This window comes from Acinetobacter sp. V115_6, from assembly GCF_031799025.1.
GTDB lineage: Bacteria > Pseudomonadota > Gammaproteobacteria > Pseudomonadales > Moraxellaceae > Acinetobacter > Acinetobacter pittii.
Window position 1 is genome coordinate 194884 of record NZ_JAVQNO010000016.1, and the last position, 23187, is coordinate 218070.

Here is a 23187-nt window from a genome sequence, read left to right on the forward strand (position 1 = left end):
TGCTTGTGCTAAAATAGCCGCTTAACAAATTACGCTGTTAAAAAAATATCGGGGTGTTTGAATTAAATCAGTTCAAAGCCCCGTCTTTTATTATGGTCATATCTGACCTTAAAATATATCTCCTGTATTGTTTCTAATGCTCATGCCATGAGATATGGCTGGTCTTGAATTAAGGTTATTGTATGAAACCCGTTATTGCGCTCATTGGTCGTCCGAATGTCGGAAAATCAACGTTATTTAACCAGATTACCAAGAGTCGTGATGCACTTGTAGCCGACTTCGCGGGTCTGACTCGTGACCGTAAATATGGTGATGCGACTTATCAAAATAAGTCTTTCATTGTTGTTGATACTGGTGGTATCGGTGAGAGCGAAGGCGGTATTGATAACTACATGGCCGAGCAGTCAAAAACAGCGATCAACGAAGCAGATATTATTATTTTTGTGGTTGATGCTCGTGCGGGATTGTTAGCTTCTGATGAGCAAATTGCTCGTGAACTACGTACTTTAGGTAAGAAAATTTATCTTGTTGCGAACAAGGTAGATGGTGTCCATGCCGAAGCAGCTTTGGTTGAATTCTACAAACTTGGTATGGGTGAACCATTACAAGTTGCCGCTAGCCATGGTCGTGGTGTACAGCAAATGCTGGAAGATGTACTTGCGGAAGTTCCAGAAGATGAAAATCCTGAAGAACATGACAAAGATACTGGCTTACGTTTAGCAATTATTGGTCGTCCTAACGTTGGTAAGTCAACACTGGTCAACCGTTTGCTTGGTGAAGACCGTGTGGTGGCATTTGACCAACCAGGTACAACTCGTGACTCGATTTACATTCCTTTTGAGCGTGAAGGCCGTAAATACACCTTAATTGATACAGCAGGTGTGCGTCGTAAAGGTAAAGTTGATGAAATGATTGAGAAGTTCTCAATTGTTAAAACTTTGCAAGCAATGAAAGATGCACATGTTGTAGTGGTTGTAGTCGATGCGCGTGAAGGTATTGTTGAGCAAGACTTGCATTTAATTGGCTATGCGCTTGAAGCTGGTCGTGCCATGGTTATTGCCATCAACAAATGGGATAACATGTCTGAATACGACCGCAAGCAGTGTAAGCTTGATGTTGAACGTCGTTTTGACTTTATTCCATGGGCAAAAATCCATTTAATTTCTGCTTTACATGGAACTGGGGTGGGTGATTTATATCCTTCTATCCACCGTGCTTATGAGTCTGCGAACTTAAAAGTATCACCAGCTAAATTGACTCAAATTTTGAGTGATGCGACAGAAGCTCATCAACCGCCAATGATTAGCGGTCGTCGTATTAAAATGCGTTATGCGCATATGGGTGGACAGAACCCACCGACTATTGTGATCCATGGTAATAAGGTTGATAAGACACCTGCCGATTATCGCCGTTATTTAGAAAACGTGTTCCGTAAAGTATATAAACTTGAAGGTACGCCAGTTCGTATTGACTTTAAAACTTCTGAAAACCCGTTTGAAGGTCGTAAGAGTCAGGTGGATGAACGTACTGCTGCACGTCGCCGTCGCTATATTCAGAAATTTAAGAAAGCAGAGAAAAAATTTAACCGTTAAGTTTTTTACTGTTCAAAAACCCAAAGTTTTCTTTGGGTTTTTTTTGCAAATAAATGAGCTACTCCGAAGAGTTATGAAAAAGTGTGAGTGATAAACGTAATTTTTTGTAAATTTTATAACGAATGCTATAATCAGCATCTTTATAAAATAATTTATATTTCGACAGAATAACGCGGCTTAGGGTTCATTTTTTAGCATGGTAACATTACATCTTGCTCAGCTTATATTTACACATGCTCAGCCTTCCTATGCGGCTCTCGACTGCATCCCAGCTATGCAGCGTAGACGTTTATCACCATTGGCTAAACTTGCTTTAAATAGTGCGATCGGCGCATTAGAAGGTAATAAGGCCGATTATATTGTTTGGGTATCAAAATATGGTGATGAGGCCAAAACATTAAATATCTTGCAAGACGTTTTAAATGATCAAACTCCATCGCCAACACAATTTTCAACGTCTGTTCATAATGCAATTTCTGGTCTCTATTCAATTTTATGTCAGGATGATACTCCCTCTACAAGCTTAAGCTGTTCATGGACTGAAGGTTTGATTGAGGCTTATGCACTTTTAAAGTCAATGCCTGAGATTAAGCGGGTTTTAGTCGTCGTTTATGATGAGCCATTACCTAATATTTATGCTGAGGCAATCAATTTTCCTGCCTATGCGATGGCTGCTGTCGTTACTCTAGAGCAACCTAATTTACAAATTACTGCGTGGACGCATACAGATGAAGCAGATGCTCCTGCTTTTGCTCATTTTTGGCAGGATGCTGACCAGTTAACATCTGCATTTGGGTGGAACAAATGCTAAATCTTAAAAATCTCAAGCAAAAAAGTAATTATTGCTGGCGTGTAGCTGCCACTGGCTTTAGTTTTGCCAGTTTTGGGGTGGGTGGTATGGCAATCGCCTCAGTGATTGCACCCGTACTCAATGCAACCACTTCTGATCCGCAAAAGCGGCAGCAACGTGCGCAAAATGTGATTAAACATAGTTTTAAAGGCTTTACCGATATGATGGTCAAACTCGGCATCATGACTTATTCGGTAGAGGGGCTGGAAAAACTACAAAATAGTCGCCAAGAGCTGGTGATTGCCAATCATCCGACTTTGATTGATGTTGTAGTACTAATTGGTATGATGCAGCAGGCTAATTGTGTCGTGAAGCAGTCTCTTTGGTCGAACCCATTTACCAAAGGACCCGTACAAAGCGCAGGTTATATTTTAAATGCAGGTTCTCAGCAGTTTGTTGAAGACTGTGTAAAGCGTCTAAAAGAAAATAATGCGGCTTCTCTTTTAATTTTTCCGGAAGGAACGCGCACTGAAAAAGGGATGACCCTCAACGAGTTTCAGCGAGGCGCAGCCAATATTGCCATTCGTGCAAATGTACCAATTCGCCCAGTAATTATTACCTGCACACCATCAACTTTAACCAAGAATGAAAAATGGTACCACGTACCATCTCAACCATTTCATATCGAGGTCAAGGTATTAGATGCTGTGCAAGTATCAGATCTGTTAGATGATTTAACAGTAGGACCTAAACAAGTTCGTCAGTTAAGTCGTAGTTTTTATAAAATTTTTGATGAAGAGTTATCTTGAAATGAGCAATCTTGCTGATGAACTAAAGCAAATGATTATTGATGTTCTAGCACTAGAAGATATTACTATTGCCGATATTGATACAGAAGCTCCATTATTTGGAGAAGGTTTAGGATTAGACTCGATTGATGCACTTGAGTTGGGACTGGCTTTGAAAAAGCGTTACAACATTCATTTAAATGCAGAGTCGGATGAAACCAAACAGCATTTTAAGTCAATCCAGAGCTTGGTTGCTTTAGTTGAAGCACAACAGAAGTCATAAGGAGCGTGATGATGTTATCTCAAGAGCAAGTACTAACTAAACTCCGCGAATGGATGGAAGATTTGTTTGAGATTGAACCAGAGACTGTTCAACTCGATTCGAACCTTTATTCTGATCTTGATGTAGACAGTATTGATGCGGTCGATTTAGTTGTAAAAATTAAAGAGTTAACAGGCAAGCAAGTAAAGCCTGAAGACTTTAAAAATGTGAGAACCGTACTTGATGTGGTGACGGTTATTCAGAACATGACTGCTGAATGAAGTTTATTCTTAAAGGGATAATGACGGCACTTTTTGTGCTGTATCCCTTTATTGTGGGCTGGAGTTTGAGTCACGGCCAATTTGTCTGGGTGAGTGCTTTACTCATCGGGTTGGGTGTGATCAGACTTTTTAGCAAAGGCAACTCGTTATTATGGCCATTAACGGGTTTTGCTATCGTTTGCGGTAGTCTAAGTTTATTGTTACATGACCATGCTTGGCTAAAGTTATATCCAGTGGGTATGAGTTTAGGCGCATTAATTATTTTTTCGCTGACACTCATTAAGCCGCCGTCTATGATTGAGCGCTTTGCCCGACTCGTTGAACCTGATTTACCTGCTTCTGGCGTACAGTGGACCAGACAGGTCACCAAAGTTTGGTGTATTTTCTTTTTTTGTAATGCACTGATTGCTTTAAGCACTGTGCTTTTTACCTCAACTCAGGTTTGGGTCATTTATAATGGCTTTATTTCTTATGTGCTGATGGGCATTTTGCTCCTTGGTGAATTTATTTTGCGTAAGCGACATCAGCGTTTACATTCTTCAAATCATTAATTAAAAACTATGTATTGCCACTTTCAAAAATTCATCGATTCAGCTCAGCCACTTTGTATAGACGGTACTCTAAACTCGACCAGTTTTAATCAATTTTGGCAGGATGTGGCGTTACAAGCTGCTGCAATTGCTCAAATGGAAAATCTAACTTGGGCTTTATGGGAAGCAGATAGTTATGAATTTCTGGTTTTATTCTTTGCTGCTTTGTTAGCGAAAAAACAAATACTTTTGCCACCCAATCGAGTGCGTGAATTAGAACAGGATTTTGCAGCACAACAGATTTATTTTTTAAAGCGTCAAGAAATTGGAGAAGTTGTTCCTTTATCTTTAATGTTAGACGATGCTTTTTTAGAGCAGGCTCAACTCTATTTTTATACGTCGGGTTCAACTGGAGAACCTAAAAAAATTCCAAGAACACTTAGACAATTACTTAACGAAGTCCAAGGGTTGAGTCAGAGTTTTAGCTTTGATGAACATGCAACTGCGATTGCAACAGTTAGTCATCAACATATTTATGGATTACTGTTTAAATTATTACTACCACTTGCTACAGGTCGAAGTTTTTATAATCCTCAAATGGCATTCCCTGAAGATGTGGTACAAGCCCAAAAACAATTAGAAACAATGAGGTTAAGCAATTATTTGATCTCAAGTCCTGCTTTATTAAAACGCTGGACAACCGATGTTGTTTTACAACACTGCCAGATGGTCTTTAGTTCCGGGGGCAAGCTAGAAAGTGGGGTTCGTCCTTTACTAAATTGTCCGATTATTGAAGTTTTGGGAAGTTCGGAAACTGGTGGTATTGCCCATCGCGCTAAAGATGAAGATGCTTGGACTGCATTTAGTAATGTGGCTATTCGTATTGAAGAGCAGCAGCTTATGGTCAAGAGTAATCATGCCTATGAGAATGACTGGATTACCACAGGTGATGGTGCTGCATGGACAGATGCAACATGTCAGGCCTTTAAACTGATGGGGCGTACAGATCGAATTGTAAAACTTGAAGAAAAGCGTTTAAGTCTAGATGCGATCGAGCAAACTATTCAGGCTTTAGATGTCGTAAAACACTGTCATGTATTGGTACTTGAATATGAGCTACGCCAAATGTTGGGTTGTATTGTTGTTCTAACAGAACAAGCTCGTGAGCAGTTACAACAGCAAGGTAAGTCCGCTTTTGTCAACCATTTAAAACAGCAATTAAAAGACAGCTTGGAAACGATGGCGATTCCTCGTCAATGGCGTTTCCTTAGCCAGTTACCACAAAATACTCAGTCCAAACTCAATAAAAACTATTTGAAAACTCTATTTAAGCCTATGTTACAACCCGTGGTGCTGTCACAGTCTCAAAATTCAGATGACTACATTTGGGAGTTGGAATTTCCACCTGAATTAGCATGTTTTAAAGGGCATTTCCCAACACAACCCATTTATCCTGGGGTTGGGCAAATAGGCTTTTTACAACAATTTGCTAAATCAATTTGGTCTGATTTGAGCTGGTGTCAGGGATATGAGCAGTTAAAATTCCAAAACCTGATTCGCCCTTATGCTGTAGTACAACTCAAGTTTTCTCGAAAAGAGCATAAAGTGAGTTTTGAACTACGTGATTCAGAACAAATTCTGGCTTCAGGGCGATTATTATTTGCTTTGCAAACGGAAGTAGAGGGTTAAAAATGCAGACCAATTACGGCTTTGTTGTTCCGGTTTATAACCATCCACATTATTTAGCAGATTTAATTTCTTATCTGAACAGTTTTGGTCTACCGATTGTTTTGGTCAATGATGGCAGTGATGATGCATGTAGCCAAATTTTAAAAGGATTGGCAGAGCAATATTCTCAAATTCATCTTATTGAACATGATGTGAATAGGGGTAAGGGACAAGCCGTAATGACTGGTTTGCGTGCAGCCTATGAGCTTGGTTTAAGCCATGCATTACAACTTGATGCCGATGGTCAACACTGCTGGGATGACATTCCAAAATTTATTGAGCAGTCTCGACAACATCCAGATGCAATGGTAATTGGTCAGCCATACTTTGATGCCTCTATTCCTAAAAAGCGCTTATATGGCCGCTACATCACTCATTTTTGGGTGTGGTTAAACAGTTTGTCTTTTGAAATTAAAGACAGCATGTGCGGGTTTCGCGTGTATCCGCTTGAGAGCACGATAAAGGTTTTAAATAGTGCTAAATTTCAGCCACGTATGGGTTTTGATAGTGAAATTTTAGTACGTTTAAAATGGGAAAATACTCCTTTTATTAATGTACCAACGCCTGTGGTTTATCCAGAGCAGGGTATTTCTCATTTTCATGCTTGGCGAGATAACTTAGGGCTAAGTAAAGCGCATGCAACTTTGTTTATGGGCATGCTGATTCGCTTACCGAAGCTATTAAAACAAAAGCTGCAAGGTTAATTATGACAGATTCAGCTTCACCAAAATGGAACGACATTAAAGAGCGAGGTGGCATGTTACCCCTTATGCTGATGTTGTGGTTTTACCGTTTTGGTGGACGTTGGTTATGCAAGTTGGTGATGTATTTTGTCATTATGTGGTATTGGTTATTTGCAGCCACAGCAAGACAGGCTTCTTTACTCTATTTACAAAAACTGCATCATTTTGCTGGATCACAATCTCCCTTTAGCCACCAACCAAATTGGACAAATAGCTACGCGCATTTCATGCAATTTGGCGAATGTATTTTAGATAAGATTGAGGGCTGGCTAGGCAATATTCCCGAGCAGGAACTGCAAGTTTTTGGACATGAAAACTTCTCTGAGCATTATCAAAAAGGTGCTCTGATTATTGTTTCTCACTTTGGCAATATTGAGTTGCTTCGAGCAATTAAGTCAGAGCATCCGCAGAAAATTAATGTGCTGGTTTACCAAAAGCACGCGACAAAATTTAATGAGTTTTTGAAAAAAATAAATGATAAGGCAGATGTTTGTCTTTTATCAGTTGATGAGCTAGGTATTGAAACGGCCATGCTGTTGCAAGACAAGATGCAGCAAGGTGAATGGGTCATTGTGGCGGCAGATCGAGTTCCTGTGCAGTCAGATCGTGTACAGCATGTTGATTTTTTAGGAGAGTCAGCAGCTTTCCCGCAGGGTGCATGGATTTTAGCAAATTTACTCAAAGTGCCTGTTATTGCGGTGTTTTGCTATCGGGTGCAGCAGCAGTTTCAAGTGCATATTCATTCAATTGCCGAGCAGATAAATTTACCTCGCGCTAACCGTATTGAAAGTATGCAAACCATCACTAAAACGTATGTTGCCGTACTAGAACAGCATTGTCTGCGTGCCCCTTATCAATGGTTTAATTTTTATAATTTTTGGACGAAATAACATGCGTGTGTTAACCGTAGGTGAACAGCCACTGAGTATTGAAGATGTCGTTTCTGTAGCAAGAAGCGAATGTCAGGTTGCTTTACCTGAAACGTCTGAGTGGCGTGAACTGATTCAAAAAGGCGCTGATTTTCTAGATCAACTCCTTGAAGAAGAAGGGGTGATCTACGGTGTGACCACGGGTTATGGTGACTCATGTTTGGTTGAAGTGCCATTACATCAGGTCAATGAACTGCCGCTGCATCTTTCACGTTTTCATGGTTGTGGTTTAGGTGAAAATTTAGATGTCATCACTGCACGTGCAGTGGTGGTGACGCGTTTATGTTCGTTAGCTCGCGGTTATTCGGGTGTATCAATAGCACTACTTGAGCGCTTGGTATGGTTGCTGAACGAAAATGTAATTCCAGTCATTCCCTCTGAAGGTTCAGTCGGGGCAAGCGGGGACTTAACGCCTTTGTCTTACATTGCGGGAACTTTAGTCGGTGAGCGTGATGTGTATGTTGATGGGAATATTGTTCCAGTTGCTCAGGTGTATGCTGAAAAAGGCTTGCAGCCTTTAACGCTTAGACCTAAAGAAGGTTTGGCGCTCATGAACGGCACAGCGGTGATGACGGCAATTGCTTGTCTAAACTATAAAAAAGCAGAGCAAATTGCACTTGCAAGTACTTTAATTACTGCTCTAAATGTATTGGCTTTGGAAGGTAATCCTAGTCATTTTGATGAAGTCCTGTTTGCACAGAAGCCCCATCCGGGACAGCAACACATTGCCAAGCAATTACGTGACTGGCTGAATAGTGAAGTACAAACAGCACATCAAAGCCCACGTTTGCAAGACCGTTATTCGCTTCGTTGTGCACCGCATATTATTGGTGTGTTTGAAGACTCAAAAGTATGGTTACGTCAGTTCATTGAAAATGAGTTGAACTCAAGTAATGACAATCCATTGATTGATCCTGTAGGGATGCGTGTATTGCATGGCGGTCATTTTTACGGTGGACATATTGCACAGGCAATGGATAGCTTAAAAATTATGATTGCCAATATTGCTGATTTGATGGACAGACAAATTGCACAGTTGGTTGACCACAAAATGAATCATGGTTTACCGCGTAATTTAACCGGTGCAACGGCTGAACGTTTACCATTGAATCATGGTTTTAAAGCGGTACAAATCGGAGTATCGGCGTGGACGGCTGAAGCTTTGAAAAATACTTTAGCTGCTTCAATTTTTTCACGTTCAACCGAATGTCATAACCAAGACAAAGTCAGTATGGGTACTATTGCTGCACGTGATGCGAGCCGTGTAATTACCTTAACACAGCAAGTCATTGCAGCTCTTTGCTGTGCGAGTGTGCAGGCGATTCATTTAAAAGGTTTCACGGCACAGTTAAGTCCGACATTGCAGGCATTTATGCAATGGACCTTACAAAGCTTTGCATTTGTCGAAGAAGACCGACCATTACAAACCGAATTACAACAGATTGTTGATCGTTTAGACCAACTTGAATTGTTTAATCAACCAGAATTTATGGGATAAGGTGAGCCAATGCATGCAGATGTAATCATTGAAATTCCATTTCATGATGTCGATACCATGAATGTGGTTTGGCATGGACACTATTTAAAATATTTTGAGATTGCTCGCTGTAAGTTGCTCGATCAATTCCATTATAACTATATGCAGATGAAAGAATCAGGCTATGCATGGCCTGTGATTGAAAGCCATGTTCGCTATGCATACGGTATTGAGTTTGAACAAAAGATTCGGGTTCGAGCCATTTTAAAGGAATGGGAAAATCGTTTGAAAATCGATTACTTGATTTTTGATGCTGAGTCTGGGAAACGTTTAACTAAAGGTTATACCACACAGGTGGCTGTGAATATTGAAGCTCGTGAAATGTGTTTTCAATCGCCACAGGTTTTGTTTGATCGCTTGAATGCATGGTCTGAGTTTCAACCGAAGAGGAATGCGTGATGTCTCAATTCATCAAAACTTTAGGTTTAGGTGCTGCTGTTTGGATGAGCAGTTTAAGTGCGGTCTATGCAGCGCCAACACAGATCACTCAAATTTTTCAGCAATTGTCACAATCTCCTACGGTTCGTGCTGATTTCGAACAGCAAAAAAAATTGCCATCGTTGAATAAAACTTTTGTATCGAACGGCTCTTTGTTGTTCTCAAAATCTTATGGTGTAGCGTGGCAAATCAAACGACCTGTGCAAGCAGATTTGATCGTTACCCCAACCAAATTGGTACAGAAAACTCAGCGTACATTTAGCCAAATACAAGTTGATCAATCGCCATATAGTTCGGTCGCAACTTTATTCTTACAGCTCATGTCTGGTAATGAACAGGCTTTGGCAAAGAATTTTAATGTAGTAAGTGCGAATTATAGTCCAGCGGGTTGGAGCATGAGCTTAACTCCGAAAAGTAGCTTGTTTAAAAAGTTATTTGTGCGTGTTGATGCTCAAGGGCAACAGTATGTTAACCAAATCGTGATTACCGAGAAAGCGAATAATTTAACGACCATTCGCTTTAGTCACCAGACTTCTCAACCGACGACTCTAACGGCTGCTGAGCATGCGATTTTCCAACTGGCAAAATAAGTTCACCGCGCTTTGGTTAATTGCCCTGTTACTGATTGCTGCTGGGCTTGGCGTGACGTGGCTGAATAAAGATATTCATATTCAAACTAATATTTTTGCGTTATTGCCTAAAGTTCAGCAAGACCCAGAACTTGCACGTACTCAGCAGTACATGAATGAGCAACTCAACAATAAAGTATTTGTGGTGGTAGATGCCAAAGATGAAGCTGCGATACAACAAGCGACTCATTTCTTAACAGCGCAGGCCAAGCAAAGCCAGTTGTGGCAACCGCTGAAGCCACAACTTGATTTTGATCAATTTGCAAAACAGTTGTATCAACATCGCGCAGGATTGTTGAGTGCTCAAGATCAAGCCTTATTGCAAAAAAAGGATTATGCTGCGCTGACTGAACAAAGTCTGATGCAGATGATGAGTCCAGGTATGCCTGTCACTGCTGAGTCACTTAAGCAAGATCCGCTATTATTGTTCCCTCGTTATGCCATGCAGTTGGCAACCCCGTCACAGCAAGATATTGAAATGGAGCAGGGCTTTGCCACAATTCATCATGAACAAGGCATTTCTCGGCTTTTCGTATTACAGCTAACGCAAAGTCCATACAATATTGATTATCAAGAACAGACCTCTACTTGGATTGAACAAACTAAGCAAAAACTAGCGGCAATGGGATTAAAATCTCATTGGACTGGAACTATTTTATTTTCAAATTTTGGTACGCAATCGGCTAAACAGGAAATCTCAACAATTGGTGTTGGCTCGACACTGGGCTTAATTTTTCTGGTTTGGTTCGGCTTTCGCTCACTGCGACCTTTGGCGACCGAGTTTATTGCAGTTTCGACTGGAAGCTTTGTGGCGTTTGCGGTCACACATTGGGTGTTTGGTGAAATTCACCTGATGACATTGGTCTTTGGTGCAAGTCTGATTGGTGTCTGTGTCGACTTTTCATTTTATTTTATGGCGATGCAATCGCAGCATAGAAAGCTTGGTGGTTTTCAAATTTTAAAACCGCTATTACCAAGTTTGTTTATGGGCTTAATGACCACATTGGTTGCTTACATCTTTTTGAGTTTTACCCCATTCCCAGGATTTAAGCAGATTGCGGTCTTTTCAATTGTAGGATTAACTGCGGCGTGGATCAGTAGTGTACTGCTATTACCAAGATTACCTGCACTCAATGCCCAGCCAGCAATAAAAGCATTGTCGTGGATTGGACAAGCACGGTTATGGTTTCAACAGCGTGCCAAAGTTCGTTATGGCTTGATTGCAGTCATTTTAGCAGTAGGTACGGCAAGTCTTTTCTATCTTAAAAGTAACGATGATATTCGTAACTTACAAGGTATGGACGCGAGCTTAAAACAGCAGGACCAAGCTGTTCGTAAGCAATTTGGCCAGCAGCAAAGTAGTGATTATTTTGTGGTGCGTGCAGCATCTGCAAATGAAATGCAGCAACAAGAGCAGCAACTGATTGGACATTTGCAACAGTTACAGTCACAAGGGAAAATCAGTGCATTTCAAGCTTTAGGACAATGGATTCCACCATTAGCAGAGCAGCAAAGTAATCTACAATTATTAAGAAATATTCCAAAAGCGACTTTGCAGCAATATGCACAAAGTATGGGCCTAAATGTCACTGATGTTTTACAGTGGCAACAGCAACTAGCGGCACAACCGTTATTAGATTTTTCAGTATTTAAAGATCACCCTTTAGCTTTTTTACAACCTCAAGCTAATGAGCGATTAGTGATGGTGACAGGGGTGAAACAACCTGACGCGTTAAAGCAACTTCAGAATGAGCATATACATTTCCAGCAACCGATTACTGCGATGTCACAAATGTTTGCTGAACATCGAGTGCAGGCTCAACATCTTCTGATTTATGCCTTAATTGGTCTGGCAGTTGGTTTAGCGCTTATTTATGGATTAAGTTCGATTGTACCTTTGGTCTTGCCAGTCAGCTTGGCTTTACTAAGCACTTTTGCTGTTCAGGCATGGTTAGGTGTCGAGATTAACCTGTTTAGTATTATGGCGACTTTTCTGATTATTGGGATTGGTGTCGACTATGCAATTTTCTACCGACATGGACATGATCACCCTCAAGTAGTTGGAATGGCATTATTTTTATGTATGATGTCGACCTTACTTGGCTTTGGATTACTTTCATTTAGCCATACTTATGCAATTCATTGTTTTGGTTTAACGGTTTTATTCGGGGTTATTTTCTCGTTTATCTATGCGACTTTGTTAACCCCTGCAGATGAAAAACATATTGTAAATTTACAAGACCATTCATAATTTGAATAAATTAAAAAGGAAGTTGTGCTATGAGCACTATAGAAAAAATTGACGTCGTGATTATTGGGGCTGGGCCATCAGGTAGTTCTGCTGCTGCACTTCTTCGAAAAAAGGGCTATACCGTTACGGTCATTGAAAAACAGCATTTCCCTCGTTTTTCGATTGGTGAGTCATTGTTACCGCAGTCTATGGCGTTTTTAGAAGAGGCTGGTTTATTAGAAACAGTCCGTGAGCATGTTGAGCAATATGCTTTTCAATTTAAAAATGGGGCAGCTTTTCTACGTGGCAAACAGCGTAGTTTTTATGACTTTACAGAAAAATTTACGGATGGTCCGGGAACAACTTGGCAAGTTCGCCGTGCAGATTTTGACAATTTGCTAGCAAAGCAGGCTCAAGTTTATGGCGCAGATATACGCTTTGGACATGAAGTCTTAGATGTTGATGTTGCATCTGAACAGCCTGTACTTACAGTAATCGATGAAGAACAACAGCGTTATCAGATTCAAACTAAATTCTTATTAGATGCGAGTGGCTTTGGGCGAATTTTACCAAAATTATTAGATCTAGAGAGCCCATCAAATTTTCCGGTACGACGTGCACTGTTTACCCATATTGAAGACGGAATTACAGATGACCCAGAGTTTGACCGTAATAAAATTTTAATTACTGTCCATGAAAAAGATCATCGTGCATGGTATTGGCTGATTCCATTTGCAGATGGACGAGCTTCTTTTGGTGTTGTTGCAGAACAAGATTTTTTTGACAAATACACGGTCAAAAATGCTGAAGATAATGAACCGGAAGCAATGTTCAAACGCATTTTGGCCGATGAACCAAGCTTGTCACATGTCTTGCGCCGTGCAAACTTTGATACACCAGTGCGTACTTTGGTGGGCTACTCAGCGAATGTAAAACACTTGGCAGACCGCAACTATGCGCTATTAGGTAATGCGGGTGAGTTTCTTGATCCAGTCTTTTCATCAGGTGTAACGATTGCTCTTAAATCTTCCAGTTTGGCTGTTCCTTTGGTTGAACGAGTTTTGCAAGGTCAGCAAGTCGACTGGTTAGAAGAATATGAAAAACCATTACGCCGTGGTATTCAGGTATTTCGTGCCTATGTTGAGTCATGGTACGAAGGCGAGTTCCAAGATGTCGTGTTTTCGCAAAATCAGAATGAAGGCATTCGCCGTATGATTTCTTCATTATTGGCTGGTTATGCGTGGGATGAAAAAAATCCAATCCATAAAAATGCCAAACGTAGACTCAGCACTTTGGCAGAATATTGTCGTGAAGGCTTGGCGCAAGAACAGGTACTTGAGGGATAACCATGCAACGCAAATGGGCAACGATATTACTCAGTAGCTTTATATTTTTAAATGGTTGTCAGGTTATGCCACATGCTAAAGGGCTGCAAAGTCCACTGTGGCAAGCTCAGACTTATCAAAGGCAAGATCAGGTTGAGGTTCAGTGGAAGCAGCAAAGTTTTAGCTTCTTGCTATATCAACAGCAAAAGGGTGCTGTACTAGATATGGTTGCTTTGAGCCTGACAGGTCAACAATTATTTAAGTTACAGTTTGATGGGCATCGGGTTCATGTTGAACAACGCATTGATCAAATGCGTTTATTGCCTTTTGAGTTTGTGGTACGTGATCTTTTGTTTGCGACTTACCCTCAATTTTCACAGTTAGGGCAGCAAGCCGTAGAGATGAAACAACAAGCAGACAAGCAGGTTGTTTATATTGAAAAGCAACCTGTGTTGCAGCTTAAACAGGAGCAAGGAAGCATTGAATTGATTAATGAACAAGTTCCTTATGCCATGATGCTGAGTTCGATTGAGAACACTTTACAGACAGAAGAAAGTCCTACGCCATGAAACATTTACCTTCAGAAAATGCAGCTCCAATGGCAGTAGGCATACAATTTAGTGTTGGTTTATCTGCATTAGGTTGCGAACTTAATCAAATTAAACAGGCATTACAAGAGCCGCAGCAAACCTTAACTTTGCGAGATGATTTAATCGCTGATCGTGATGTTTGGGTGGGGCAATATACGCATCCATTATGTTCGAGCGTACCTGATGCTTTGCGGTCTGTAGATTCTCGTAATCTACGTTTTGCCTTAACCGCATTATCTAAAATTGAAACAGAGTTAAAAGCTTATAGTGCTTCCTTTGAAAATAAACGTTTAGCCATTGTGGTAGGCACCTCTACTTCTGGTATTGCAGATAATGAATTATTACTTAAGCAGTATTTTCAAGGGCAAATCGATCTATCAATATCTCACTATCCTCAAGAAATGAGCTGTTTAGCGAAAGCATTGCAGCAGTACTTAGGATGGGAAGGGCCTGCATATACGATTTCAACAGCTTGTTCTTCAAGCGCTAAAGCATTAGCCGCAGGACAGAGATTACTTCACGCAGACTTAGCAGATGTTGTGCTGGTTGGTGGCGTCGATACCTTGTGTAAGTTGACCCTAAATGGATTTAATAGTCTAGAGAGTTTATCTGCACATATTTGCCAACCCTGCGGTGTAAGCCGTGATGGTATTAATATTGGTGAAGCTGCTGCGTTTTTTGTACTAAGTAAAGAACAAGCACCTGTCATGTTAATGGGGGCGGGTGAGTCCATGGATGCATGGCACATTTCAGCCCCGCACCCTGAAGGTAAAGGTGCCGCTTTAGCTATGCAACGTGCATTAGATATTGCACATATTTCCGCTCAAGAGGTGGGTTATATCAACTTGCATGGGACAGCAACTCCACAAAATGACGCAATGGAAATTAAGGCTGTAAGACAAGTTTTTGGTGATTACCAAGTTGCTTTAAGTAGTACAAAACATAAAACTGGACATTGTCTCGGTGCAGCGGGTGCCATAGAAGCTTTTATTTGTGAACAGATTCTAAAGGATCAAAGCTGGTTGCCTTTACATCAAAATGTTGAGATTGATCCAGATTTGGCCGATCAAAACTATGTGCAAGATACTGAACTAAAACAACCCATTCGCTATGTCATGAGTAATTCTTTCGCTTTTGGGGGAAGTAATATTAGTCTTGTTTTTGGAGTAAAACCCTAATGAAACTAGAGGCAATTCAATATATTCCTCATGAGCAACCGATGGTATTTATTGACCATTTAACGGATGTTGCAGAAGGGCGGGCGCAAGCAGAACTAACGATTACACCAGAGCTCATGTTTTGTGAAGCAGAAGGTTTGCCGACATGGGCAAGCATTGAAATTATGGCACAAACAATTAGTGCTTATTCAGGCTGGCAGGGTCAGCAGTCAAAACAAGCACCAAAAGTCGGTTTCTTATTGGGAACGCGTAAATTAAATTTACCCATCCCTTATTTCTCCTTAGGTTCACGATTGATTATCCAAATAGAGCAACAATATTTTCATGAAGGACTTGGGCAATTTTCCTGTGAAATTCAATATGCTGAGCACTGCATTCAGGCAACGTTAAGTGTATTTGAACCTACAGAAACACCATTTGAATAACCACAAAGAATTAGGAATACATTGTGACAAGACGAATTTTAGTAACGGGTTCAAGCCGAGGAATTGGGAAAGCGATTGCATTACAGCTGGCAAAGGCTGGTTTTGATGTAACTGTACACGCGCGTTCACGTCAGGCAGAGGCTGAGCAAGTTGTACAAGAGATTCAAGCCTTAGGTCAAAATAGCCATTATTTAATGTTTGATGTAAATGAGCGCCAGACGGTTCAACAAATTCTAGAACAAGACGTAGAGCAGCATGGCGCTTTTTATGGGGTTGTATTAAATGCAGGTCTTACTCATGATGGTGCTTTTCCTGCGTTAACAGATCAAGATTGGGATGAAGTAATTTCGACTTCCTTAGACGGTTTCTATAATGTTTTAAAACCACTTATCATGCCAATGATTCACTTACGCAAAGGTGGCCGTATTGTCACTTTATCTTCTGTGTCTGGAATTATGGGTAATCGTGGACAGGTCAACTACAGTGCTGCAAAAGCAGGTCTAATTGGTGCGACCAAGGCTTTGGCACTCGAATTGGCGAAGCGAAAAATTACTGTGAACTGTGTAGCCCCTGGACTGATTGAAACCGAAATGGTGACAGATGAAGTCAAAGAACATGCGCTTAAAATGATTCCGCTGCAGCGCATGGGACAGGTTGATGAAGTGGCGAGCGTAGTGAAATTCTTGTGTTCAGATGAAGCCTCGTATGTAACTCGACAGGTGATCTCTGTAAATGGAGGACTCATTTGATGAAACGTGTAGTTGTGACAGGAATGGCAGGCATTACCTCTTTAGGTGAAACTGCCGATGACATCTTTGCGCGATTTGAAGCTGCTAAAAGCGGTATTCGCTACATGCCGGAGTGGGAGCAATATGTTGACCTTCGGACCAAGCTTGCTGGGCCTGTTGAAACATTTCATGTTCCAAAACATTTTAACCGTAAAGTTACCCGTGGAATGGGGCGTGTAGCACTCATGTCTGTGGTTTGTGCCGAAACTGCTTTACAAAATGCTGGTTTGCTTGGGCATGAAATTTTATCTAGTGGCGAAGCGGGTGTTGCCTTTGGTTCTTCTGCGGGTAGCGTAGATGCCGTGGGCGAGTTTGCAAGTATGTTGCTTCACCAGAGCATGAGTAAGATTAATGCCACCACTTATATTCGCATGATGGCCCACACCAGTGCGGTGAACATGACCGTATACTTTGGCCTAAAAGGATTAACTTTACCTACCTCAAGCGCATGTACCTCTGGTTCCATGGCAATTGGGCAAGCGTATGAAGCAATCAAATATGGCAAACAACAGGTCATGATTGCGGGTGGTGCAGAGGAACTCAGTGCGGCAGGTGCAGCGGTTTTTGATGTATTGTTCGCGACCAGTGGAATGAATGATCAACCTGAAAAAACACCACGACCATTTGATGCTAAACGAGATGGATTGGTGATTGGTGAAGGGGCAGGGTGTTTAATTCTCGAAGAATATGAACATGCCAAAGCCCGAGGTGCTCATATTTATGCAGAAGTGATTGGCTATGGTAGTAATACCGATGGTCAACATGTAACTCGTCCTGAGTCAGAAATGATGGGACGCTGTATGGAGTTAGCGCTTAAAGATGCATCTGTAGAGGCTAAAGACATTGCCTATGTAAACGCGCATGGTACTTCAACTGATCAGGGTGATGTGGCGGAGAGCCAAGCCACTGCAAAAGTTTTAGGCTATAAACCAATTAGCTCTTTAAAGAGTTATTTTGGACATACGCTGGGGGCGTGTGGGGCTATTGAAGCTTGGTTAAGCATCGAAATGATGAATCGTGGCCGTTTTATTCCAACTTTAAATCTAGATGAAATCGACCCGCTATGTGGTGAACTAGATTATATCGTTCAGCAGCCGAGAAATTTGGATGCTGACATTATTATGAGCAATAACTTTGCTTTTGGCGGAATTAATACTTCGCTTATTTTTAAACGTGTTAAACAATAAGGAACACAACAATGTTAAATAAAAAACTTTTATTTGTAGCAATGCTAAGTGCGGGTTTTACTGCCACTGTTCAGGCTGGAGATGAAGTACATCAGTTGAATTTTAAAGAAGCTGTAGACCGTGCAGTTGCAGATGGGACTTTAGATGGTTCAGTAAAGTTTTATTTAAAGGGTACAAAGTCTGGCGGTAAAATTATTCAAAAAGATGCGGTAACCAATAAAAAAACCAATGGTTTTGGTAAGTCAGCAGCAACGTCTTGTGACTGGGTTTTACGTTCAGCACTGATCCAAATGCAAAACAATGCTAAAGCACAAGGGGCAAACGCCGTGACCAATATTGTGAGCTATTTTAAAGCCAATGAAACAACGAGTACGACAACTTACGATTGCTATAAAGGCACCATGATGGCGGGTGTTGCTTTAAAAGGCGATGTCGTTAAATTCTAATAATTTTAAGTAAGGTCGAGATAATGTCTAAGCGGAAAATTGAAGTCTATACACAGGCATTATCTCAGCTTCTTTCAAAGTCTAAACAAGATTTTCCAGACTTCCGTTCATTTAATCATTATAAAAAACAACAAATACAGAGTGTCAGAAATAGACTGATTGCAGAGAAACTACAAATCAATTCAATGGAATTGGAGTTTGCCAAGTATAAACATGGTAAACCTTATTTGTTGTATCACACTTTGTATTTTAATCACTCACATAGCCAACAATACTACGCTTTAGCCATGAGCGAACATGTTAAAGATATTGGGGTAGATGTTGAGGAACTGGATCGAAATGTACGCTTAGATGCTTTAGCAAAACATGCTTTTCATCCCGATGAATATGCAATGTGGCTAAGTTTGGACCAAGATAGAGAATATTGGTTCAAAGTCTGGACCATTAAAGAAGCCGTTTTAAAAGCTTCAGGATTAGGCATACGTTTAGATTTAAATACGTTAAATACTCAGGCACATCCTACTGATCATGGTGGAGTCTGTTCTCATCCACTTAATGGGACATTTGCTTATCAGAATTTTATTGCTGGTAATATGATATTAACTGTAGCATGGCGTTCAGAGTTATCTTGCCGTGGTTTTCAGTTTCCGTCTATTCAGCTTCACTCACTTGATCGTTAATAATCTAAATAGCACACATAAAAAAAACCGCGTAATACGCGGTTTTCTATTAAAAGGAGAAGCTAAAAAATTAAGCTTGACCTTCAACAGCAGCAGCTTGAGCACGTTGCATGTTGGCTTCAAACTCTGCATCAAAGTTGATTGGAGTAAGAAGTAACTGTGGGAAGCTACCTTTAGTTACTAAATCATTTACAGCTTCACGTAAGAACGGGAACAAAATATTTGGGCAGTATGCGCCTAAAATATAAGGTAAACGCTCTTCTTCAATATTGTCGATCAAGAAAATACCTGATTGAGTTACATCTACAATGAACGCTGTTTCGTTGTCGTTATCGGCTTGTACCACAACTTTTAAAGAAACTTCAAAGTGAGTTGGGTCAATCTTTTCTGCAGCAGAAGAAAGATTGATATTAAGTTCAGGTTGCCATTGTTTAGTAAAAACCTGCGCCCCTGGAACCTCAAAAGAAATATCTTTTGTATAAATACGCTCTAAAGCTAATTGTGGTTGAACTTGTTGTTCTTCGCTCATTGTTTTTTCCTTAATATGGATGCGATGTTAAGCCAATAATTCGTCGAGTTTACCTTCACGCTCTAAAGCATAAAGTTGGTCAAAACCACCGATAAACTGATCGTTAATGAAAATTTGTGGGACAGTACGATGATTTGTGCGTTGCATTAATTCAACACGTACTTCTGGTGCTTCAACAGAAAGATTTACTTCTTTATAAGCAACACCTTTACGCTCAAGTAACTGTTTAGCACGAACACAATACGGGCATACAGAAGTTGAGTAAACAATGACATTTGCAGCCATGATAATTCTCCTTAAGCTTTTGGTTTGCTTTTAACAAGAGGTAAGCCTTGTGCTTTCCAGTTACTAATACCACCATCAAGACGATAGCTATCGTGGTGAGCAACTTTTTGCAAAGCACTTCCAGCAACTTGCCCCAAGTTGCAAATAAATACCAGTGGACGGTCACTTGCTTTTAATTCGTCAGCATGACTTGCGATTTGGCTATACGGAATATTGCGACTGCCACTAATGTGACCTTCGCGGAAATCTTTGCTATCGCGTAAGTCAATCAAAAGAGCATTTTTCGCTTTCACTAAAATACCAAGCGACTGTGGAGAAATTTTACGACCATTACGTTGACCTTCAAAAATGAAGAACAACACGATCAAGACTCCGAGCGTACCAAACAAAATGGGGTGATTCCCCATAAACTCTAACCAGCGTTCCACAAGTCACCTAAAAAAATTAAAAAACAAAATTGACCTAGAGTATAGCGTATATAGATGGTGATCAAAATCACCACTTCAAGGGCAAATAGGGCAGAAAATCAGTTTTTTTGCTGCGCTTCTTGAATCTCATCGATTAAACGCAAAAAGCTATCTAAACGTCGTGGCAAAATTTCACCCGCTTCAACGGCCTGTTTAAGCCCACAATTCTTTTCATGAGTATGTGTGCAATTACGGAATTGGCAAGATCCTAGATGTGCGGCAATGTCAGGAAATCCCATACGAATTTTTTCTAAATCGAGATGCCAAAGCCCAAACTCACGAATTCCCGGAGAATCAATTAAGGCACCATTTTTACCGAAGTTGATTAAGCGCGTAGAGGTTGTCGTGTGTTGTCCAAGTGCAGAGTTTTCAGAAATAACATTAGTTTTTTGCTCTGCATCTGGAATGAGCACATTAATTAAAGAGCTTTTTCCTACGCCTGATTGCCCTACAAATGCTACGGTTTCACCATCTAAACGCTCAGATAAAGCAGAGATATCTCCCTTCTTGGACTGACAAATCATCACTTCATAACCCAAGGTTTTATATTCTTCTAATAGGGTAAGAATTGGGTCATTTTCAGTGAGTAAATCAGACTTATTGAGGACCAAAAGAGCAGGAATGTTTGCATCTGCACAAGCAACTAAATATCGATCGATTAACGTTGGAGCTGGTTCAGGAAGCGGTGAAAATACAATCACAATCAAACTGATATTCGCGGCCACTGGTTTAACTTTGTGATAGCGGTCAGGGCGGGTAAGTAAAGATGTACGTGGGTGAATGGCTGTGATAATACCTAGACCCGTATTTGGGTCTGCCTGCCATTTAACACGATCACCAGTTACAAGTAACTCAAGATTAGTTCGAGTATGGCAACGCCAAACACTATTGAGCTCGATCGGCTTCCAGAATGGTTCTGGTTCTCCTTCGGCAACTTGTGGTTTTTCTGGGTGATGCTCAGGTACAGAGAGGGCTTGTACTTCAAGTTGACGGCCATAATGTTGTACAATGAGTCCGTCTAGATCCTGTGAAGTATCGATCTCTTCTTGGCGAGTTTTATGCTGTTTTTCAATACGACGTTGCTGTTGTTCAGTTAAACGACGCTTACGAATTAAAGCCATTCATATCCCAAAAAAACCATTGTTTGAAGACCGCAAAAATAGCATGAAGCAGCTATAGAATTACAGCGCGGAAGCAAGAAATTTGCTACTATTGATGTTTTTACGGCATTTTAGAACGTACATTCATGAGCAGTACTTTAAATACACGATTAATTTGGATTGATCTGGAAATGACCGGATTAGATACCGATAATGACCAAATTATTGAAATCGCAACAATTATTACAGATGATCATTTAAATGTACTTGCCGAAGGTCCAGTTTTGGCTATTCATCAACCTGATCGTATTTTAAATGCAATGGATGAATGGAACACTCGTCAACATGGGCAGTCTGGACTAATTGAACGAGTTCGTCGCAGTAAATTAACAGCTCGTGATGCTGAGTTACAAACTTTAGAATTCCTAAAAAAATGGGTGAATCCAAAAGTTTCACCAATGTGCGGTAACTCGATTTGTCAGGACCGCCGTTTCTTACACCGTCTTATGCCTGAACTTGAGCAGTATTTTCACTATCGTAATCTTGATGTATCTACGGTAAAAGAGCTTTCAAAACGCTGGCGCCCTGAAATTATGAGTGGCCTGAAAAAGAATGCATCACATTTGGCAATGGATGATATTCGTGACTCAATTTCAGAGTTGAAATATTACCGCGAATATTTCTTTATCATGAATACAGATGGTAAAGATTGATTGCGTTGTAGACGTGATATGAAAGGGAGGCTATTGCCTCCTTTTTTATTACTTAAAGGACCTTGTTACAATAATGCCGATCGCCTGATTTGGCTTTCATATTCATTTTGCTTAAAATGATGTTTTAAATTTTTATTATAAAAAGAGAGCATTTATGCAAAGTAATAACCCGATACTGACGCGCGTTGAAACGGTCAGTGACTATAGTCAACCGATGACTGTGCAAGGTGCGATTCAAAAAACTGTTATGTTGACAGTCATTGCAGCTGCTGTGGGTGTCGCTTTATTTTTCTATGCAGCCTTTACTGCAAATGTTGGTATTGCTTACGCGGCTTCAATTGTGGGTGCAATTGGTGGTTTGGTTTTAGCTTTAATTACAACGTTTAAACCAACGACCGCGCCAACATTGGCAATTCCGTATGCCTTATTTGAAGGGGCTTTTTTAGGTGGTATTTCGTTTACTTTCCAGTTGAAATACCCAGGAGTTCCACTTCAGGCTTTATTAGCGACCTTTGTCACCACTTTGGTGATGTTTGGTTTGTATAAATTCCAAATTATCCGCGCAACTGAAAAGTTTAAGTCAGTTGTGATCTCTGCATCTTTGGCGATCTTTATTGTATTTATTGTGCAGATGATCATGCGTTTAGCATTTGGTTCAAGTGTTCCTTATATTTTTGAAAGTAACTGGTTAGGCATTGGTTTTGCTGCATTCGTCGCGGTCATTGCTTCGCTTAACCTGATTTTAGATTTTGATTTAATCGAAACTAATGCAGCATATCGTGCACCAAAATTCATGGAATGGTTGTGTGGTATCGCATTACTTGCAACTTTAGTATGGATGTATATTTCTTTCTTACGTTTACTGGGCTTATTGTCTGACGACTAAGATTGAATTCATCTAGAAGTCGCTCCTCATCAGGAGCGATTTTTTTCGTGCGATTTTTGAAAAAAGATGCATTATGCAATTTCGAAAACCGCCGAATATTGGCATTATGCT

General features: G+C 40.5%; 27 protein-coding genes. 23 read left to right on the forward strand and 4 right to left on the reverse strand.

Annotated elements, in window-relative coordinates; translation table 11 throughout:
• The first annotated feature begins 182 nt into the window (after positions 1-182).
• The 21 genes from der (at position 183) to RMA94_RS04220 (ending at position 19096) form a co-directional block, all read left to right on the forward strand.
• On the forward strand, positions 183-1592 hold the full coding sequence (gene der / locus RMA94_RS04120; protein ID WP_005066184.1) for a ribosome biogenesis GTPase Der: 1410 nt from the start codon (positions 183-185) through the stop codon (positions 1590-1592).
• Positions 1593-1788: 196 nt separating this feature from the next.
• Positions 1789-2403: a beta-ketoacyl synthase chain length factor gene (locus tag RMA94_RS04125; protein ID WP_039764391.1), complete on the forward strand. Its 615-nt coding sequence runs from the start codon at positions 1789-1791 to the stop codon at positions 2401-2403.
• Positions 2388-3191: a 1-acyl-sn-glycerol-3-phosphate acyltransferase gene (locus tag RMA94_RS04130; protein ID WP_080759742.1), complete on the forward strand. Its 804-nt coding sequence runs from the start codon at positions 2388-2390 to the stop codon at positions 3189-3191. Before RMA94_RS04125 ends, RMA94_RS04130 begins: the two co-directional genes overlap by 16 nt.
• 1 nt (position 3192) lies before the next feature.
• Entirely contained in the window at positions 3193-3453 is a 261-nt protein-coding gene (locus RMA94_RS04135) for a phosphopantetheine-binding protein (protein WP_000067033.1), read from the forward strand.
• Between the two features lie 5 nt (positions 3454-3458).
• Complete coding sequence (locus RMA94_RS04140) at positions 3459-3713, forward strand: acyl carrier protein (protein ID WP_001987856.1); 255 nt, start codon at positions 3459-3461, stop codon at positions 3711-3713.
• On the forward strand, positions 3710-4264 hold the full coding sequence (locus RMA94_RS04145) for a septation protein IspZ (protein ID WP_311081947.1): 555 nt from the start codon (positions 3710-3712) through the stop codon (positions 4262-4264). Before RMA94_RS04140 ends, RMA94_RS04145 begins: the two co-directional genes overlap by 4 nt.
• A gap of 9 nt (positions 4265-4273) precedes the next feature.
• Positions 4274-5932, forward strand: coding sequence for an AMP-binding protein (locus RMA94_RS04150; RefSeq protein ID WP_032005191.1), 1659 nt, complete (start codon positions 4274-4276; stop codon positions 5930-5932).
• A gap of 2 nt (positions 5933-5934) precedes the next feature.
• A complete protein-coding gene (locus tag RMA94_RS04155) occupies positions 5935-6675 on the forward strand; it encodes a glycosyltransferase family 2 protein (protein WP_311081948.1) in 741 nt (246 codons plus the stop codon).
• 2 nt (positions 6676-6677) lie between these two features.
• Positions 6678-7604: an acyltransferase gene (locus RMA94_RS04160; RefSeq protein ID WP_311081949.1), complete on the forward strand. Its 927-nt coding sequence runs from the start codon at positions 6678-6680 to the stop codon at positions 7602-7604.
• 1 nt (position 7605) lies between these two features.
• Entirely contained in the window at positions 7606-9141 is a 1536-nt protein-coding gene (locus tag RMA94_RS04165; protein WP_311081950.1) for an aromatic amino acid ammonia-lyase, read from the forward strand.
• Between the two features lie 9 nt (positions 9142-9150).
• Positions 9151-9579: a thioesterase family protein gene (locus tag RMA94_RS04170; protein WP_000542808.1), complete on the forward strand. Its 429-nt coding sequence runs from the start codon at positions 9151-9153 to the stop codon at positions 9577-9579.
• Complete coding sequence (locus RMA94_RS04175) at positions 9579-10208, forward strand: outer membrane lipoprotein carrier protein LolA (protein WP_004794688.1); 630 nt, start codon at positions 9579-9581, stop codon at positions 10206-10208. The genes RMA94_RS04170 and RMA94_RS04175 overlap by 1 nt, the downstream gene beginning before the upstream one ends.
• A complete protein-coding gene (locus tag RMA94_RS04180) occupies positions 10183-12498 on the forward strand; it encodes a hypothetical protein (RefSeq protein WP_311081951.1) in 2316 nt (771 codons plus the stop codon). Before RMA94_RS04175 ends, RMA94_RS04180 begins: the two co-directional genes overlap by 26 nt.
• Before the next feature lie 29 nt (positions 12499-12527).
• Positions 12528-13823 carry an NAD(P)/FAD-dependent oxidoreductase gene (locus RMA94_RS04185; RefSeq protein WP_311081952.1) on the forward strand — a complete coding sequence of 432 codons (1296 nt, stop codon included), beginning with the start codon at positions 12528-12530 and terminating at the stop codon, positions 13821-13823.
• Positions 13824-13825: 2 nt separating this feature from the next.
• On the forward strand, positions 13826-14371 hold the full coding sequence (locus RMA94_RS04190) for a DUF3261 domain-containing protein (protein ID WP_311081953.1): 546 nt from the start codon (positions 13826-13828) through the stop codon (positions 14369-14371).
• Complete coding sequence (locus tag RMA94_RS04195; protein WP_311081954.1) at positions 14368-15570, forward strand: beta-ketoacyl-[acyl-carrier-protein] synthase family protein; 1203 nt, start codon at positions 14368-14370, stop codon at positions 15568-15570. Before RMA94_RS04190 ends, RMA94_RS04195 begins: the two co-directional genes overlap by 4 nt.
• A complete protein-coding gene (locus RMA94_RS04200; RefSeq protein WP_014208359.1) occupies positions 15570-15995 on the forward strand; it encodes a 3-hydroxylacyl-ACP dehydratase in 426 nt (141 codons plus the stop codon). The genes RMA94_RS04195 and RMA94_RS04200 overlap by 1 nt, the downstream gene beginning before the upstream one ends.
• A 23-nt stretch (positions 15996-16018) precedes the next feature.
• Positions 16019-16744 carry a 3-ketoacyl-ACP reductase FabG2 gene (locus tag RMA94_RS04205; protein WP_014208360.1) on the forward strand — a complete coding sequence of 242 codons (726 nt, stop codon included), beginning with the start codon at positions 16019-16021 and terminating at the stop codon, positions 16742-16744.
• The gene (locus tag RMA94_RS04210) at positions 16744-17970 is read left to right on the forward strand and encodes a beta-ketoacyl-ACP synthase (protein WP_014208361.1); all 1227 of its coding nucleotides are present in this window, start codon (positions 16744-16746) and stop codon (positions 17968-17970) included. Before RMA94_RS04205 ends, RMA94_RS04210 begins: the two co-directional genes overlap by 1 nt.
• An 11-nt stretch (positions 17971-17981) precedes the next feature.
• Complete coding sequence (locus tag RMA94_RS04215; protein ID WP_060465279.1) at positions 17982-18416, forward strand: hypothetical protein; 435 nt, start codon at positions 17982-17984, stop codon at positions 18414-18416.
• Positions 18417-18439: 23 nt separating this feature from the next.
• A complete protein-coding gene (locus RMA94_RS04220; RefSeq protein ID WP_311081955.1) occupies positions 18440-19096 on the forward strand; it encodes a 4'-phosphopantetheinyl transferase superfamily protein in 657 nt (218 codons plus the stop codon).
• 70 nt (positions 19097-19166) lie between these two features.
• Here the strand turns inward: RMA94_RS04220 and secB are convergent, their stop codons facing one another.
• From secB to rsgA, 4 genes are all read right to left on the reverse strand, one after another.
• On the reverse strand, positions 19167-19625 hold the full coding sequence (gene secB / locus RMA94_RS04225; protein WP_002115005.1) for a protein-export chaperone SecB: 459 nt from the start codon (positions 19623-19625) through the stop codon (positions 19167-19169).
• 27 nt (positions 19626-19652) lie between these two features.
• Positions 19653-19910 (reverse strand): glutaredoxin 3, encoded by a 258-nt coding sequence (gene grxC / locus RMA94_RS04230; protein WP_002114715.1) that lies wholly within the window; start codon positions 19908-19910, stop codon positions 19653-19655.
• An 11-nt stretch (positions 19911-19921) separates the two neighbouring features.
• Positions 19922-20338: a rhodanese-like domain-containing protein gene (locus tag RMA94_RS04235; RefSeq protein WP_000443006.1), complete on the reverse strand. Its 417-nt coding sequence runs from the start codon at positions 20336-20338 to the stop codon at positions 19922-19924.
• 98 nt (positions 20339-20436) lie between these two features.
• On the reverse strand, positions 20437-21498 hold the full coding sequence (gene rsgA, locus RMA94_RS04240) for a ribosome small subunit-dependent GTPase A (RefSeq protein WP_311081956.1): 1062 nt from the start codon (positions 21496-21498) through the stop codon (positions 20437-20439).
• Between the two features lie 125 nt (positions 21499-21623).
• Here rsgA and orn point away from each other — a divergent pair, with 125 nt between their 5' ends.
• Entirely contained in the window at positions 21624-22190 is a 567-nt protein-coding gene (orn, locus tag RMA94_RS04245; protein WP_000099436.1) for an oligoribonuclease, read from the forward strand.
• Between the two features lie 154 nt (positions 22191-22344).
• Positions 22345-23076, forward strand: a complete 732-nt coding sequence (locus tag RMA94_RS04250; RefSeq protein ID WP_032035338.1) for a Bax inhibitor-1/YccA family protein — start codon at positions 22345-22347, stop codon at positions 23074-23076.
• Positions 23077-23187 lie beyond the last annotated feature (111 nt).